Origin of the sequence: Aliihoeflea sp. 2WW, from assembly GCF_000497755.1 — a bacterium.
GTDB lineage: Bacteria > Pseudomonadota > Alphaproteobacteria > Rhizobiales > Rhizobiaceae > Aliihoeflea.
Map to the genome: position 1 here is coordinate 14,093 of NZ_AYOD01000049.1, position 14,508 is coordinate 28,600.

Annotated in this window: 16 protein-coding genes; 5 read left to right on the forward strand and 11 right to left on the reverse strand. The window is 64.4% G+C overall.

Features of this window, described 5'->3' with window-relative positions:
• Positions 1-80 precede the first annotated feature (80 nt).
• Together ALII_RS21725 and ALII_RS0118185 are read left to right on the forward strand one after the other, a co-directional pair.
• Positions 81-509: a BA14K family protein gene (locus tag ALII_RS21725; RefSeq protein ID WP_024588643.1), complete on the forward strand. Its 429-nt coding sequence runs from the start codon at positions 81-83 to the stop codon at positions 507-509.
• A 74-nt stretch (positions 510-583) separates the two neighbouring features.
• Positions 584-868, forward strand: a complete 285-nt coding sequence (locus tag ALII_RS0118185) for a PilZ domain-containing protein (RefSeq protein WP_024588644.1) — start codon at positions 584-586, stop codon at positions 866-868.
• Here ALII_RS0118185 and ALII_RS0118190 read toward each other — a convergent pair.
• The 5 genes from ALII_RS0118190 to ALII_RS0118210 form a co-directional block, all read right to left on the reverse strand.
• Positions 865-1,158 (reverse strand): PilZ domain-containing protein, encoded by a 294-nt coding sequence (locus ALII_RS0118190; protein ID WP_024588645.1) that lies wholly within the window; start codon positions 1,156-1,158, stop codon positions 865-867. The two genes, ALII_RS0118185 and ALII_RS0118190, sit on opposite strands and share 4 nt — an antisense overlap.
• Positions 1,159-1,398: 240 nt before the next feature.
• The gene (gene ilvC, locus ALII_RS0118195) at positions 1,399-2,418 is read right to left on the reverse strand and encodes a ketol-acid reductoisomerase (protein ID WP_024588646.1); all 1,020 of its coding nucleotides are present in this window, start codon (positions 2,416-2,418) and stop codon (positions 1,399-1,401) included.
• Between the two features lie 2 nt (positions 2,419-2,420).
• On the reverse strand, positions 2,421-3,056 hold the full coding sequence (locus ALII_RS0118200; protein WP_244437467.1) for a TetR/AcrR family transcriptional regulator: 636 nt from the start codon (positions 3,054-3,056) through the stop codon (positions 2,421-2,423).
• 163 nt (positions 3,057-3,219) lie between these two features.
• Positions 3,220-5,115, reverse strand: coding sequence for a potassium transporter Kup (locus ALII_RS0118205; RefSeq protein ID WP_024588648.1), 1,896 nt, complete (start codon positions 5,113-5,115; stop codon positions 3,220-3,222).
• Between the two features lie 117 nt (positions 5,116-5,232).
• Entirely contained in the window at positions 5,233-5,973 is a 741-nt protein-coding gene (locus ALII_RS0118210; protein WP_024588649.1) for a pyridoxine 5'-phosphate synthase, read from the reverse strand.
• Positions 5,974-6,084: 111 nt separating this feature from the next.
• Here ALII_RS0118210 and ALII_RS0118215 point away from each other — a divergent pair, with 111 nt between their 5' ends.
• A complete protein-coding gene (locus ALII_RS0118215; RefSeq protein WP_024588650.1) occupies positions 6,085-6,489 on the forward strand; it encodes an STAS/SEC14 domain-containing protein in 405 nt (134 codons plus the stop codon).
• A 45-nt stretch (positions 6,490-6,534) separates the two neighbouring features.
• Positions 6,535-7,398 (forward strand): hypothetical protein, encoded by an 864-nt coding sequence (locus tag ALII_RS0118220; RefSeq protein WP_024588651.1) that lies wholly within the window; start codon positions 6,535-6,537, stop codon positions 7,396-7,398.
• Here the strand turns inward: ALII_RS0118220 and ALII_RS0118225 are convergent.
• The 6 genes from ALII_RS0118225 to ALII_RS0118250 form a co-directional block, all read right to left on the reverse strand.
• On the reverse strand, positions 7,395-8,525 hold the full coding sequence (locus tag ALII_RS0118225) for an ATP-dependent RecD-like DNA helicase (protein WP_024588652.1): 1,131 nt from the start codon (positions 8,523-8,525) through the stop codon (positions 7,395-7,397). The two genes, ALII_RS0118220 and ALII_RS0118225, sit on opposite strands and share 4 nt — an antisense overlap.
• Positions 8,526-8,567: 42 nt before the next feature.
• Positions 8,568-8,960, reverse strand: a complete 393-nt coding sequence (locus tag ALII_RS0118230) for a type II toxin-antitoxin system VapC family toxin (protein ID WP_024588653.1) — start codon at positions 8,958-8,960, stop codon at positions 8,568-8,570.
• The gene (locus ALII_RS0118235) at positions 8,961-9,206 is read right to left on the reverse strand and encodes a type II toxin-antitoxin system VapB family antitoxin (RefSeq protein ID WP_024588654.1); all 246 of its coding nucleotides are present in this window, start codon (positions 9,204-9,206) and stop codon (positions 8,961-8,963) included.
• A gap of 73 nt (positions 9,207-9,279) precedes the next feature.
• A complete protein-coding gene (locus tag ALII_RS0118240; RefSeq protein ID WP_024588655.1) occupies positions 9,280-9,876 on the reverse strand; it encodes a LysE family translocator in 597 nt (198 codons plus the stop codon).
• 62 nt (positions 9,877-9,938) lie between these two features.
• On the reverse strand, positions 9,939-10,511 hold the full coding sequence (ilvN, locus tag ALII_RS0118245) for an acetolactate synthase small subunit (RefSeq protein WP_024588656.1): 573 nt from the start codon (positions 10,509-10,511) through the stop codon (positions 9,939-9,941).
• A 54-nt stretch (positions 10,512-10,565) separates the two neighbouring features.
• Positions 10,566-12,353, reverse strand: coding sequence for an acetolactate synthase 3 large subunit (locus tag ALII_RS0118250; protein ID WP_081719045.1), 1,788 nt, complete (start codon positions 12,351-12,353; stop codon positions 10,566-10,568).
• 326 nt (positions 12,354-12,679) lie between these two features.
• On the opposite strand from ALII_RS0118250, the gene ALII_RS0118255 reads away from it, so the two are divergent.
• Positions 12,680-14,494 (forward strand): ATP-binding protein, encoded by a 1,815-nt coding sequence (locus tag ALII_RS0118255; protein WP_024588658.1) that lies wholly within the window; start codon positions 12,680-12,682, stop codon positions 14,492-14,494.
• Positions 14,495-14,508 lie beyond the last annotated feature (14 nt).

Sequence of the window (14,508 nt, forward strand, 5' to 3'; positions counted from 1 at the left end):
GTCGCAAAGGGCGCATGCAAACACAAGCTTCGCTAAAGCCGTGACGGATAGTGTGCCGGGCACCTGCAAGGAGAATGCCCGTGTCGAGAGCCCTTTTCGCCATCACTGCCCTGCTCGCCCTCGCCGCACCGGCCCTTGGCGCCGACATGCACAAGGGGCCGATCCATCCCGGCTGGGGCGTCCAGGCGCCGGTCGCGGTCGCGCCTCCGGCATCTGCAATCATCGTCGAGGAACTCGGCAGCCCGCCCCTTCCCTATCGCGGCTTCAAATATCCGCTCGACGATGCGAGCTGGTTCTACCCGCCCCACCCGGCCGCCGAAAGCTACGGCTCGGCCTATGGCTATGCCGGCCGGCGCGTCATCGCCGCGCCGCCCGCCGCGGGCGCATCGGCCATGCCCTTCGCCCATGTCGATTGGTGCAACGCGCGCTATGCGTCGTACCGTCCGTCCGACAACACGTTTTTGCCCCCACGAGGCGGACGGCGCACCTGCGTTTCGCCCTATCTGTGATATCGTTAACCCTATCTTCGCCCCAGCGCTGATAAGGGTCGGTGCCATCATTTGGCATTGGGTAAGGCAGTTTGGTGACTGACGAGAATCTCCGCCGCGAACATCGCCAGCGCGTCCTCAAGGGCGCGTCGATCATCGGCGACGTCAACACGTCGGAGATTTCCTGCACCGTGCGCAACATGCATTCGAAGGGTGCCGAGCTGCGCGTGCCGGCCGATGTCGTCGTTCCGGACGACTTCCTTCTCTACATCCCGACCGACGCCAAGGGCTTTCGCTCGGTCGTGCGCTGGCGCACGAAGGATCGCGTGGGCGTCGAGTTCCTTGCCGAGGAACCCAAGCCGCACTGGCATTACGGCTAGACGAGCCGCACGCCGACCTCGCCACCCCGCCGCCAGCGCATTTCGACAGGCCTGAACGCCGCCTCGTCGGAAAGGCGCATGTCGAAGCGTGGCGGAATATCGAGCGCATCCCCGAAGGACAGCCGCGCGCCGTGGTCGGAGAGGCTGCGAACGACGCATTCGCGGCTGGCATAGCCACCGTCGAACCGCAGCACGGCACCCTTGAAGACCCGCCGGCGCTGCTCGCTGCGCCGATCCGGAAAGACTTCGCCGCCCATGGCGATCGAGCGCTGGGTAATCTGTGTCATCATGGCACAACCTCCATCCACCTGACGCGAGCGCAGCAAGGACGATGCCAAAATGAAAACGGGCCGCGCGATGGCGGCCCGTTCGATCTCATACCGTGCACGGGATCGGATGCCGGTTCGGCCTGCCGAGTCGGATGGAGCGGCGCTTCGAGAACCGGAGCAGAGCGGACTTGAGGTCCGTGAGCACCGGAAGCGCAGAACGTCGCTTCAGCCGGCCGGCAGGGCGAGCCGGGGCCGATCCGGTTAGTTCTTGGCTTTGTCGACGAGCTGGTTCTTCGCGATCCACGGCATCATGGCGCGCAACTTGGTGCCGACTTCCTCGATCTGGTGGGCGTCGTTGCGGCGGCGGATGCCCTTGAAGCGCGCCATGCCGGAGCGATATTCCTGCATCCATTCGGAGGTGAACTTGCCGGTCTGGATGTCGTTCAGGACACGCTTCATCTCGGCCTTGGTCTCGGCGGTGATGATGCGCGGACCCGAAACATACTCGCCCCACTCGGCCGTGTTGGAGATCGAGTAGTTCATGTTGGCGATGCCGCCCTCATAGATGAGGTCCACGATGAGCTTCACTTCGTGCAGGCACTCGAAATAGGCCATTTCCGGCGCATATCCGGCTTCCACCAGCGTCTCGAAACCGGCGCGGATGAGCTCGACGAGGCCGCCGCACAGAACGACCTGCTCACCGAAGAGATCGGTTTCGCACTCTTCCTTGAAGTTGGTCTCGATGATGCCCGAGCGGCCGCCACCGACGCCGCAGGCGTAGGAAAGGCCGAGGTCGAGCGCATTGCCCGAGGCGTCCTGGTGGACGGCGACAAGGCACGGCACGCCGCCGCCCTTCTGGTATTCGCCGCGAACCGTGTGGCCGGGGCCCTTCGGCGCGACCATCAGGACGTCGACGGTCGACTTCGGCTCGATCAGGCCGAAATGGACGTTGAGGCCGTGGGCGAAGGCGATGGCGGCGCCGTCGCGGATGTTCGGCGCGATCTCGTCGCGATAGATGTCGGCCTGGAGTTCGTCCGGCGTCGCCATCATCATCAGGTCCGCCCACTTGGCAATCTCGGCGACGGTCATCACCTTGAGCCCGTCGGCCTCGACCTTCTTGGCGGTCGCCGAACCGGCCTTGAGGCCGACGGCGATGTCCTTGACGCCCGAATCTTTGAGGTTCAGCGCATGGGCGCGGCCCTGGGAGCCGTAGCCGATGATGGCGACCTTCTTGCCCTTGATGAGATTGAGATCGGCGTCGCGATCGTAATAAACGCGCATGGTCATATCCTTCCCTGGAGTGGTTTTTGGGTTTGCGGTGCCCCGTAAAGGGCGAAGAACTGCTGCGTCGCGCGCGCGGCATCCCGCGCGATCTCCGCTTCAGTCGTTTCCAGCCGGTCGCCGAGCAGCAGCCGGATCTGAACGTCGCGGCCGACAAGGCCGAAAAAGGTGCGGAACGCCGTCTCGGTATCGTCGAAGGCGAGAAGCCCGTTCGCCCTGCCCGCCTCGAGCAGCGGCTTCAGCCTCTCGCCGATGGCGAAGCGTCCGTTGGCCAGCACCATGCGGCCAAGGCCGCTCTTGCCCGAGCCCGCATGGCTGATGCCGACGCGATTGAGCGCGATCGAGGTCCGGCTGGAGATGACGGAGAGCCAGTTGACCGCGAAGGCCTCGAGGCTTTCGCGCAGTTGCGAGGCGTCGAGATGCTGGGCGTCGAAATTTCCGGCACGAACGCGCGAGGCCTGCCAGCGCACGGTCGCGGCCAGCAGCCCGTCGCGGTCGCCGAACCATTTGTAGAGCGTTTCCTTGGAGCAGTTGGCCTTGCGCGCGATGGCGGCCGTCGTCACCGCATCGCCCCCGGTGACGAGCAGGTCGAGCACGGCGTCCAGAACGTCCTTCTGGCGCTCCGTCCACTCATCCATCGCTGTCGCGGCTTCACCCAAATCCATGCTCCGAAATTTGTGTACCGTACGGTACGGTTCGGAGTTCTAGCGAAGCGCCGAGAGGCGCGCAAGTCCCTCGGCTAAGGATTTGCAGGGTGTGTCGAGATTTCGGGCTGGGCGTGCCGAAACCTCGACCCGCATCCTAGATGACGACTTGCGTCCCGATCTCCACGACCCGGCCGCTCGGGATCTGGAAATAGGCCGTCGCGTCCGATGCGTTGCGCGCCAGCGTGATGTAGAGCCTGTCCTGCCAGTGCGGCATCGCCGATTGGCTGGAGCCCTTCAGCGTGCGTCGCGACAGGAAGAACGACGTCGTCATGATGTCGAACTTCCAGCCCGCCTTGCGGCAAAGCGCCAGGCCCTTGGGCACGTTCGGCCGTTCCATGTAGCCGAAATGCAGCGTCACCTTGGAGAACAGGTCGTTGATGCGCTCGATCTCGACCCGGTCCGCGTCGCCGACATGCGGCTGCTCGACCGTGACGATGGTCAGGATGACGTTGTGCTCGTGCAGCACCTTGTAGTGCTTGAGGCTGTGCATCAGCGCGGTCGGGGCGCTTTCGGGATCGCTGGTCAGGAAAACCGCCGTTCCCGGAACGAGCGTCGGCGGCTTGGCGGTGAGGTTGTCGGTCAGGAGCGCCAGCGGCACTTCGGTCTTGCGCGTCTTGTGGAAGAGCAGCCGGCTGCCCTTGCGCCACGTCATCATGACGACCATCGCCGCCGCAGCCACCGCGACCGACACCCAGCCGCCGTCGAAGAATTTCAGCGAATTGGCGGCGAGGAAGGTCATGTCGAGAACGAGGAACGGAATGATGACGACGAGCGCGCCGACGACCGGCCACTTCCAGACATTGCGCATAACGACGAGCAGCAGCAGCGCCGTCACCACCATTTCGCCGGTGACGGATATGCCGTAGGCGCCGGCAAGCGCGCTCGACGAGCCGAATTCGAGCACCAGGATCACGACACCGATCAACAGCAGCGCGTTGATCTGCGGCATGAAGATCTGGCCGGATTGCGTATCGGATGTATGGAACACCGCGAAGCGCGGCAGGAGCCCAAGCTGGATCGCCTGGCTGGCGAGTGAGAACGTGCCGGTAATGACGGCCTGGCTGGCAATGACGGTCGCGACCGTCGCCAGGATGACGAGCGGGAACACCGCCCAGGACGGCACCATCTGGAATAGCGGCTGCCCGGTCGCGCCCTCATGGCTGAGGATGAATGCGCCCTGGCCGAAATAGTTGAGGAGCAGCGCCGGAAAGACCAGTCCGAACCAGGCGAGCACGATCGGTTTGCGGCCGAAATGGCCAAGGTCCGCATAGATCGCCTCGGCGCCCGTGACGGCGAGGAACGCCGCGCCGATGACGGCAAAGGCGACATGCGAATGGCTGAACAGGAACCCGACCGCATAGGCCGGATTGAGTGCGGCCAGCACCTGCGGCGCGTCGATGATGTGCCATATACCGAGGCCGCCGAGCACGATGAACCAGATCGCGGTGATCGGCCCGAACACCATCGCAACCGAAGCTGTGCCCTTCTTCTGGACGGCGAAGAGCGCAATCAGGATGACGACGGTGATCGGAATGACATAGGGCGCGAAGGCGGGCGTCGCGACTTCCAGCCCCTCGACGGCCGAAAGGACCGAGATCGCCGGCGTAATCAGCGCATCGCCGAGGAAGAGCCCGGCGCCGGCCATGCCGAGCAGCATGACGGCGGGCGACAGACGCCCGGCATTTTGCCGCGCGAGGGCCATCAGCGAGAGCGTGCCGCCCTCGCCGCGATTGTCGGCGCGCAGCACGATCAGCGCATATTTGATCGCGACGATGAGCGTCAGCGACCAGACGATGATCGACAGCACCCCGAGGACTTCGGCATCGGTCGAACGGTCGGGATTTCCGGTGGCGTGAATGGCCTCACGCAAGGCATAGATGGGGCTGGTGCCGATATCGCCATAGACGACACCGATTGCGGCCAGTGCCAGGGCTCCGGTGCCGTGCCCCGTCGACGACGGAGCATCATGGCGCGAGCCTTCGAATGGCATTTCCATTTCATTTGCCCTCCTTTGAAGGACGGGCCGGGCTTCTACGCCTGTTGCAGTGCAATATCAACTGCACTTTTCGCAGGGTCAGCCATGCAGCACGCGCGGGGGTCTTTCGCTCTACCCTTCGCAGGAACGCAGGAAACGGCGCACGGTTTCGGCCATGCCATATTCAAGCGCGTCGGCCGTCAGCCCATGACCGATGGACACTTCCGCAAGCTTGGGAACACGCCGCACGAGCGGCGCGAGATTTGCGACCGTCAGATCGTGTCCGGCATTGATGCCGAGCCCGAGCACGACGGCGGCATCCGCCGCTTTTCCGAGCTTTTCCAGTTCCTTGGCGGCCTTTTCGGAATCGGAATGGCAGGAACCGTAGGGGCCGGTGTAGAACTCGACTCGGTCGGCTCCCGTCGCGCGCGCAGCTTCGAGCCCTTCCGGTTCGGGATCGGCAAAGAGCGAGACGCGCATCCCGCCCTTCTTCAACCGCGCGACGACCGGCTTCAGGAAATTGCCATGCCGTTCGAACGGCCAGCCATGGTCCGAGGTCGCTTGTGCCGGATCGTCGGGCACGAGCGTCACCTGCTCGGGCTGGTGTTCCTCGACGAGGTCGAGGAAGTCGTCCGTCGGATAGCCCTCGATGTTGAACTCGGCATGCGGAAACTCGTCGTCGATCAGCGCGCGTATCTCGGGCAGGTCCGAAAATCGGATGTGCCGCTGGTCCGGGCGCGGGTGAACGGTCAGCCCATGCGCACCGGCGGCCAGCGCGATGCGCCCCAGCCCCGTGACGCTCGGCCAGGGCAGGTCACGCCGGTTGCGCAGCATCGCGACCGCGTTGAGATTGACCGAAAGTTTCGTCGCCATGGCGTTGTCCCGCATCGCATTTTCGTTTCTTCTAACGTTGCGCGACCGGAACGAACAGGCCTCGTTGCGGGTTCAACATGAACAGATTCTTGGTCCAGACATGGAGAGGCAATGCACCCGCTCGACCGTATCCCTGCCGTTCGCCGCATCGAAACGGATCGCTCCGACGTCTTCGCCATCGAGATCACCGGCTTCGTCACCGGCGCGGACGTCGAAAATCTCTATGGACTGCTCGAAGGCGCCTACGCGCTCCACGACCGTCTCGACGTTCTGGTGCGCCTGACCGACTATGAGGGCTCTGCCTGGGACGACATATCGACGGCCACCGCCAAGGAAGGACGCCAGCACGCGCTCGAGCACGTCCAGCGCTGCGCCGCCGTCGGCGAACCTGACTGGACGGATCGTGCGGCCGGTTTCTTCGAGCGGCTGCCGGTCGAACTCAAGCACTTCGGCAGCGACGAGGAAGCCGAAGCCTGGACCTGGATCGGCGCGCGCGAGATTCCGCAACGCGTCTGATCCGGCTTCACATTCCCATCATTTTCCGCATGCACATCCGCCCGCATGGCAACGCTTCGCATCCTGGATACCATCACCGACCGCGGCGACCCCAAGCGTCCCAATGAGGACGCATGCGGTGGCAATCGGTCCTGTGCCTTCGTCATCGACGGGGCGACGGGCCTTGGCGAAAGCCTCCTGCCCGACGCGCCCTCCGATGCCGCCTGGCTCGCCGCTCTCGCCAAGGATTGCTTCGAGGAACTCGCCGACGGCAAGCGCCCGATCGCCGAGATCGTCCGCCAGACCAACGCCCGGGCAAAGGCCGTGCTGGATGGCATGCTCTATGGCGATGACATTCCTGCCTGGCAGTTGCCGATCGCCGGCTTCCAGATGATTTCGGTCGCGAACGGCGCGATCGCCACGCACGGCCTCGGCGATTGCCGCCTCTTCCTTCTGCCCGCCGACGGCAGCGCGCTCGACCGCACCGCCCTCCCCGGCCGCGCGGAAGAAACGGAAGGCGCGCGCCGCGCGATCGAGGCCTTCGGCGGATTGACGCAAGCTACGGACATGCTCGCCCAGCCGGAAGTGCGCAGCGCCTTGCGCGCGCGACGGGCAACCTACAACCGCGAAGGCTCCGATGTCTGGACGCTCGGCACCGAGCCGAGGGCCGCCCGCCATGTTGTCAGCGAGGAACTCGACATTACCCTGCCCGCCCGCGGTCTCCTCTGCACGGACGGCTTCGCCGCACTCGTCGACACCTATGGCCGCTACGATGCGGCAGCTTTCGTCGAAACCGCATCACGCGATGGCCTGTCGAGGCTCCTCGCAGAACTGCGCGTCGTCGAGCATCGCGAAGACCCGGACGGCCTCGCCTTCCCGCGCTTCAAGCGCAGCGACGACGCCACCGCGCTCCTGTTCGAGATCGTCTAGCTGCGAACGATCGTCAGGCTCTCGGCGGCGCGCGTGATCGCCGTGTAGAGCCAGCGCTGGCGGGTGTCCTTGAAGGCGAAGCTTTCATCGAACAGCACGACCTTGTCCCACTGCGAGCCCTGCGCCTTGTGGACGGTCAGCGCATAGCCATAGTCGAAATCGTCGAAGCGCTTCTTCTGCTGCCAGGGAACGTCTGCGTCGGGATCGTCGAACGCGGCCTTCAAAAGCTTGATCTTGGCGATGCCGCGATCCGGATCGTCCTCTTCGGGCGAGACGAGCAGGTTGATGCCCGGCTTCACCGTCTCGCGCGAGGATGTCATCACCTTCCAAAGCGACCCGTTGAGCAGCCCCTTGGCCGGATCGTTGCGCAGGCAAACCAGCTTGTCGCCGGCCTGCGGATAGGCCGCCTCGAAGCCCTTGAGCTGTCGAAGGCGCTGGTTGTAGCGCTTGCGCGTGCGGTTCGTCCCGACCAGCACCTGATCGGCATCGAGCACGAGGTCCTGGTCGACCTCGTCGCGCGAAATCACCTTCGCCCGTCCATAATCGCCGATCATGAACTCGCGCCCCTCGCGCACGTCCATGGCAAGCTGGATGATCGGATTGTCGCGTGCCTGGCGGTGGATTTCGGTCAGGAGATAGTCGGGCTCGTGCTCGGTGAAGAACCCGCCGCCCGAGATCGGCGGCAACTGCGCCGGGTCGCCGAGAACGAGGATCGGCGTGCCGAACGACATCAGATCGCGCCCGAGCGCCTCGTCCACCATGGAGCACTCGTCGATGACGACGAGCTTGGCCTTGGCGATCGGGCTTTGGCGATTGAGCGAGAAGGTCGGGTTGATCGACGTCTTGCCGGTCGTCTCGTCCGACACCGCCTCCTCGCCGCGCGGGCGATAGATCAGCGAGTGGATCGTGCGGGCATTCAGCGCGCCCTTGGAGCGCAGCACCTGCGCCGCCTTGCCGGTGAACGCGCCGAACTGGACCTGTCCGTCGACATCTTCGGCGAAATGCCGCGCGAGCGTCGTCTTGCCCGTGCCCGCATAGCCGAAAAGCCGGAACACCTGACTGCGCCCGCCCTGAAGCCATCTCGAAACGGCCTTCAGCGCCTCATCCTGCTGGGGAGAAAATTTCATGGCGCTGTTTCGCAGGATTCGTCGAACCGGATCAAGCGCATGTCAGCGCAGATCCGTCTGCGCGAAGTCGTTTCCCTTGTAGAGAAGGGGAACCCCTGCTGACTTTGCCACGGCGTACGAAAAGCAGTCGCCCATGTTGAGTTGCGCGCCGTGCCCTGTCCCCTTGCCGAACTGCTGATGTGCCTTCAGAGCGATCAAATGTGCATCGGCGCGGACTTCAATCACGTCGATCCCTGACTGTTCGAGAAACTCGATGACATTCAAGGTCATTTCATCGGTTGACGCACGGAATATCCGGGCGAGAGCAAGCGCGGTCTCGAATATGACAATCGGCGAAGTCACCGGGCGCCGGGACATCTTCAATCGTTCGGCAAATGCCTCTCCATCGCCCTCGGAAGCGATCATCGCGACGAGCGCGGAACTGTCTACGAACATCTAGTCGTCGCCCTGACCGGACAGCGAGTCGTAGAAGGCCTTGTCCGCCACCGCGCCCGTGCGCGGATAGGATGCGACGCGCGCGCGGATATCCGCTGTCCTCTGCCACAACGATGCCTTCCGCTCGTCTGCCGCAAGCGACTCGGAAACGGCCTCCCGAATTGCATCTGTCAAGCCGATCTGCCGGGTCTGCGCGAGCTTCCGAACGAGCGCGTCAGTCTCTCTGTCCCTGATGTTCAATGTCATTGCAGGTCTCTCTGCGCTCGTCTCATTACGAATACAATATCGTATAGACAATCGGAACGCAACAGGAACATCTCTACCGCAACATCGGCACCACCGACGCCGCGAGCAGCACGCCCATCACGATGTTGAACCATTTCAACCGCACCGGATCGGCCAGAAATCCGCGCAGGGCAGTGCCGAAGCCGGCCCAGGTCGACACACTCGGGAAATTGACCAGCGCGAAGGCGGTGGCGACGAGGAGGACGGAGAGATAGGGCGCGCTCGGGCTGGTGTAGATGGCCATCGCGGTCACAGCCATGATCCATGCCTTGGGGTTCACCCACTGAAAGGCGGCCGCCTCGAGGAAGGTCATCGGCCGGTCGCGTCCCGTTCCACCCGATGACATCGACCGCGAGCGCGCGATCTTGAAGGCAAGCCAGAGAAGATAGGCGCCGCCGGCGAATTTCAGGGTCGTGTGAAGTTGCGGATAGGCTTCGAGCAGCGCGCCAAGGCCGAGCCCGACACCCATCAGCAGGCTGAAAAACCCAACGCCGATGCCGACCATGTGCGGGATCGTGCGGCGGAAGCCGAAATTCACGCCCGAGGCTAGCAGCATGAAGTTGTTCGGTCCCGGCGTGATCGACGAAACGAAGGCGAACGCAACCAGTGCGACAAAAGTCTCCGCGCTCATGGCTCGGTCTTTCCGGCCGGCATCGCCGACCTGTCAATCAAGGGATCTCGGCGGCGCCGAAACTACATGCCCTGCGGGCCGCGGTTCATCGCGGCGACGCCGGTGCGGCAGACTTCGATCAGCCCCAGCGGCTTCATGATCGCGATGAACTGCTCGATCTTCGACACGCGTCCGGTGATCTCGAAGATGAAATGCTCGGTATTCGCGTCGATGACGCTGGCGCGGAAGGCGTCGGCCAGCCGCAGCGCCTCGACGCGGTCTTCGCCGGTGCCGGCAACCTTCACCAGTGCGAGTTCACGCTCGAGCGGCCGGTCGTGGCCAAGCTCCGCCGCACGGACCGTCAGGTCGTTGACGCGGTGGACGGGGACGATCCGCTCAAGCTGATGCTTGATCTGCTGCAGGACGTGCGGCGTGCCGCGCGTAACGATGGTGATGCGCGACAGGTGCTTCTCGTGCTCGGTCTCGGAGACCGTGAGGCTGTCGATGTTGTACCCACGGCCGGAGAACAGGCCGATGACGCGCGCGAGAACGCCCGGCTCGTTGTCGACCAGCACGGAAAGCGTGTGGGCTTCCGGCTTCTCGGTCTCCTTGGCGATGAAATAGGCCGAACCGGTGGGCTGAAGATGTGCGTTCATCAGGTGATTCTCTTTTCGAATATCTGTCTTCAAGTCGCTGTTCTGGCTGAATGATCAGACCAGCGCCCTGCCCTTGGCATCGATCGCGTTGGCCACCGCCTCGTCCGTCGCTTCGTCGGGCAGCAACATCTCGTTATGCGCCTTGCCCGAGGGGATCATCGGGAAGCAGTTGGCGAGATTGGCGACGCGGCAATCGAAGATGACCGGCTTCCTGACGTCGATCATTTCCTGGATCGCGTCGTCGAGATCGCCCGGCTTTTCGCAACGGATGCCGTGCCCGCCATAGGCTTCCGCCAGCTTGACGAAATCGGGCATCGCCTCGGTGTAGGAATGCGACAGGCGATTGCCGTGCAGAAGCTGCTGCCACTGGCGCACCATGCCCATATACTGGTTGTTCAGGATGAAAATCTTGATCGGCGCTTCATACTGCACCGCGCAGCTCATCTCCTGGATCGTCATCTGAACCGAGGCGTCGCCGGCAATGTCGATGACGAGCGCGTCCGGGTGGGCGATCTGCACGCCGAGCGCAGCCGGCAGGCCGTAGCCCATCGTTCCCAGCCCGCCCGAGGTCATCCAGTGGTTCGGCTTCTCGAAACCGTAATGCTGGGCGGCCCACATCTGGTGCTGGCCGACTTCGGTGGTGATGTAAGTGTCGCGATGCTTGGTCAGTTCGTAGAGCCGCTGGATCGCATATTGCGGCATGATGATTTCGTCATTCGGCCGATAGGCGAGCGAATCGCGGGCGCGCCATTTCTCGATCTGCTCCCACCATGGCGCGAGCCGCGCCTTGTCGGTCCGCGCGGTTGCCCTCCAAAGCCGCACCATGTCCTCCATGACGCGTCCGACATCGCCGATGATCGGCACGTCGGCCGGCACGTTCTTGTTGATCGAGGACGGGTCGATATCGATGTGGATCTTCTTGGAATTGGGCGAAAACGCATTGAGGCGGCCGGTGATGCGGTCGTCGAAGCGCGCGCCGATGCACAGCATGACGTCGCAATCGTGCATCGTCATGTTGGCCTCGTAGGTGCCGTGCATGCCCAGCATGCCGAGCCAGGCCGGCCCCGAGGCGGGATAGGCGCCGAGGCCCATCAGCGTGGAGGTGATCGGGAAGCCGGTCAAGTCCACCAGCTCGCGCAGCAGGTGACTGGCTTCCGCGCCCGAATTGATGACGCCGCCGCCCGAATAGATGACCGGGCGCTTCGCGTTCGCCATCAGCTCGACGGCCGCCTTGATCGACTCCATGTCGCCCTGGATCTTCGGATGGTAGCTGGTGCGCGGCGCGGTCTGCGGCGGCGTGTAGATGCCCTTGGCGAACTGAACGTCCTTCGGGATGTCGACGACGACCGGGCCGGGCCGGCCCGTTGTCGCGACATGAAAGGCCTCGTGCAGGATGGCAGCGAGCTCGTTGACGTCCTTCACCAGCCAGTTGTGCTTGGTGCAGGGCCGCGTGATGCCGACCGTGTCGCATTCCTGGAAAGCGTCGGAGCCGATCAGCGAGGTCGGCACCTGGCCGGTGATGCACACGAGCGGGATCGAATCCATCAGCGCGTCCTGCAGCGGCGTCACCGCATTCGTCGCGCCGGGGCCGGAGGTGACCAGCATGACGCCCGCCTTGCCGGTGGAGCGCGCATAGCCCTCCGCCGCGTGGCCCGCGCCCTGCTCGTGGCGCACGAGAATGTGCTGGACGTCCTCCTGCTGGAAGAGCTCGTCATAGATCGGAAGGACCGCGCCACCCGGATAGCCGAAAATGTGCGCGACGCCGTTGTCGCGGAGGGCCTGGACGACCATCTCCGCTCCGGTCATTTCGCGTCGTCCGCTGTCGTGTGTGGCGCTGTTCATGGGGCTGGTCCGTCGTCTTTGTCTGTGGTCGGGGGCTTGGGTTCGGGAAACAAAAAAGGCTCCCGTGGGGAGCCTGCGTGTTGCGCATGGGGTGCTTTCGCCCGGCGGTTACACCGCCTTGCCCACGCGCCTTCCTACTACGAGAATGAGTGCCGTCTTCAACATGGGCGTGAGATTAGGCAGAGCACATATCAACTGTCAATGGCGCCGGTGACGCAATTTCCTTGCGCACCCTGCCGCGACTTAACCCGGCGTGAACCATCCGCCCGAACGCGACCTTAACCCCACCCGCTTAGCTTGGTTCGGTAATCGGGGATCTGCGCGCGATGTATGTTGAGCGAACGGGACATGAGGGCGATGCCGTCAGCCAGGAACGGCGCGACACGCTTCAACCGGAATCGCGCGTCCTTGGCCGTGTCATCCAGTGCGACGGCGCGCGCGCGACCGTCGCCGCCGTAGCGGACGGCATGCAGACTGCCAGCGACGGCTTGTGGTCCGTCGGCCGCATGATCTCGATCAATCTCGGCGCCGCCCGCACCGTCGGTCTCGTCTATGCGATCGAGACGCCGCATGCGGAGTGGAACGACAATGCCGACAACACGCTGATCGTGCGCATCGAACTCGTCGGCGAGGTTCGCGACATCGCCGGCAAGCCGCATTTCGACCGCGGCATCACGCTTTATCCGCATGTCGGCGCCATCGCCCACCGCATCCGCTCGCGCGATCTCGAGGCGGTCTACGATCTGGGCGGCCGGCAGGCCGTGTCGATCGGCAGCCTCAGCCAGGATCAGCAGATCCTCGCCCGCATTTCGATGGACACGACGCTCAGCCGGCATTTCGCGGTCCTGGGCACGACCGGCGTCGGCAAGTCGAGCGCGGTGGCGCTCCTGCTGCGCAAGGCGGTCGACGCCAATCCCGAATTGCGCGTGCTGATCCTCGATCCGCACAACGAGTTTCACGCCGCCTTCCCCGATCGTTCGGTCCGCATCGACACCAATTCGCTCGACATGCCGTTCTGGCTGTTCCGGCTGGAGGAACTGACCGAGGTGCTTTTTCGCGGCCGCGAGGCGGTTGCGGAGGAAGTCGACCTCCTGCGCGACCTCATCCCGGCCGCCAAGAGCCGCTATCACCGCCCCTCTTCGTCCGCGACGCTCCTGCGGCGCGGCGCCGATACGATGTCGCTGACCGCCGACACGCCGGTTCCCTACCGCATGGTCGATCTCATCAAGCTGATCGACGAGCGCATGGGCATGCTCGAATCCAAGATCGAGCGGCCGCATTGCCGCGCCTTGCGGGCACGGATCGAATCCGCCCTGGCCGACCCTCGCTACCGCTTCATGTTCGCCTCGCGCCTCATCGAGGACAATCTGCACGAGGCGATCGGAAAGATCTTCCGCGTGCCCCATCACGGCAGGACGATCACCTGTTTCGAACTGGCGGGCCTGCCCTCCGAAGTCGTCAATTCGGTCTGTTCGGTCCTGTCGCGCCTCGCCTTCGACCTCGCTTCCGGCTCGAAGGGCCGGCTGAAGCTTCTCGTCCTGTGCGAGGAAGCACATCGCTACATGCCGGCCGACCCGCGGCTCGGCTTTGCCCCGACGCGCCATGCCCTCTCGCGCATCGCCAAGGAAGGCCGCAAATATGGCTGCTATCTCGGTGTCGTGACCCAGCGCCCCGGCGAACTCGACCCCACGGTCCTGTCGCAGTGCTCGACCATCTTCGCCATGCGCCTCGCCAACGAGCGCGACCAGGAGATCATCCGCTCGGCGATCGCCGATTCGTCGGCCTCCACCCTCGCCTTCCTGTCCTCGATGGGCCAGCGCGAGGCAATCGCCTTCGGCGAGGGCGTCGCGACCACGATGCGCATGAAGTTCGAGACGCTGAAGCCGAGCGAATTGCCCGGCCGGCCGCAGGAAGTGGCCGACGCGGCCGCCCATCCGGGCGAAATCGACCTCCATGCGCTGATCCAGGGTTTGCGCGGCGAAGCTCCGGCCTTCGTTCCCGACGATTTCGGTCCGATGATCGGCGACGATCCGTTCGAGCGCCTTGCCGCGGCGCTCGATTCCCCGCCGCCGCGCGCATCGCTCGCCAGCCTGCGCCGCCACGGCGACGACGAGGCCCTGCGCCGGCTTTATGAAGACTGACTAGGGGCGAGGAG

Bases quoted from the DNA above. Each gene is read 5' to 3' on its own strand.
- ALII_RS0118220 (WP_024588651.1), top strand. From the start codon at position 6,535: ATGGCAACGCTTCGCATCCTGGATACCATCACCGACCGCGGCGACCCC.
- ilvC (WP_024588646.1), bottom strand. From the start codon at position 2,418: ATGCGCGTTTATTACGATCGCGACGCCGATCTCAATCTCATCAAGGGC.
- ALII_RS0118200 (WP_244437467.1), bottom strand. From the start codon at position 3,056: ATGGATGAGTGGACGGAGCGCCAGAAGGACGTTCTGGACGCCGTGCTC.
- ALII_RS0118255 (WP_024588658.1), top strand. From the start codon at position 12,680: ATGTATGTTGAGCGAACGGGACATGAGGGCGATGCCGTCAGCCAGGAA.
- ALII_RS0118250 (WP_081719045.1), bottom strand. From the start codon at position 12,353: ATGAACAGCGCCACACACGACAGCGGACGACGCGAAATGACCGGAGCG.
- ALII_RS0118190 (WP_024588645.1), bottom strand. From the start codon at position 1,158: ATGATGACACAGATTACCCAGCGCTCGATCGCCATGGGCGGCGAAGTC.
- ALII_RS0118240 (WP_024588655.1), bottom strand. From the start codon at position 9,876: ATGAGCGCGGAGACTTTTGTCGCACTGGTTGCGTTCGCCTTCGTTTCG.
- ALII_RS0118210 (WP_024588649.1), bottom strand. From the start codon at position 5,973: ATGGCGACGAAACTTTCGGTCAATCTCAACGCGGTCGCGATGCTGCGC.
- ilvN (WP_024588656.1), bottom strand. From the start codon at position 10,511: ATGAACGCACATCTTCAGCCCACCGGTTCGGCCTATTTCATCGCCAAG.
- ALII_RS0118205 (WP_024588648.1), bottom strand. From the start codon at position 5,115: ATGCCATTCGAAGGCTCGCGCCATGATGCTCCGTCGTCGACGGGGCAC.
- ALII_RS0118235 (WP_024588654.1), bottom strand. From the start codon at position 9,206: ATGACATTGAACATCAGGGACAGAGAGACTGACGCGCTCGTTCGGAAG.
- ALII_RS0118225 (WP_024588652.1), bottom strand. From the start codon at position 8,525: ATGAAATTTTCTCCCCAGCAGGATGAGGCGCTGAAGGCCGTTTCGAGA.
- ALII_RS0118215 (WP_024588650.1), top strand. From the start codon at position 6,085: ATGCACCCGCTCGACCGTATCCCTGCCGTTCGCCGCATCGAAACGGAT.
- ALII_RS0118230 (WP_024588653.1), bottom strand. From the start codon at position 8,960: ATGTTCGTAGACAGTTCCGCGCTCGTCGCGATGATCGCTTCCGAGGGC.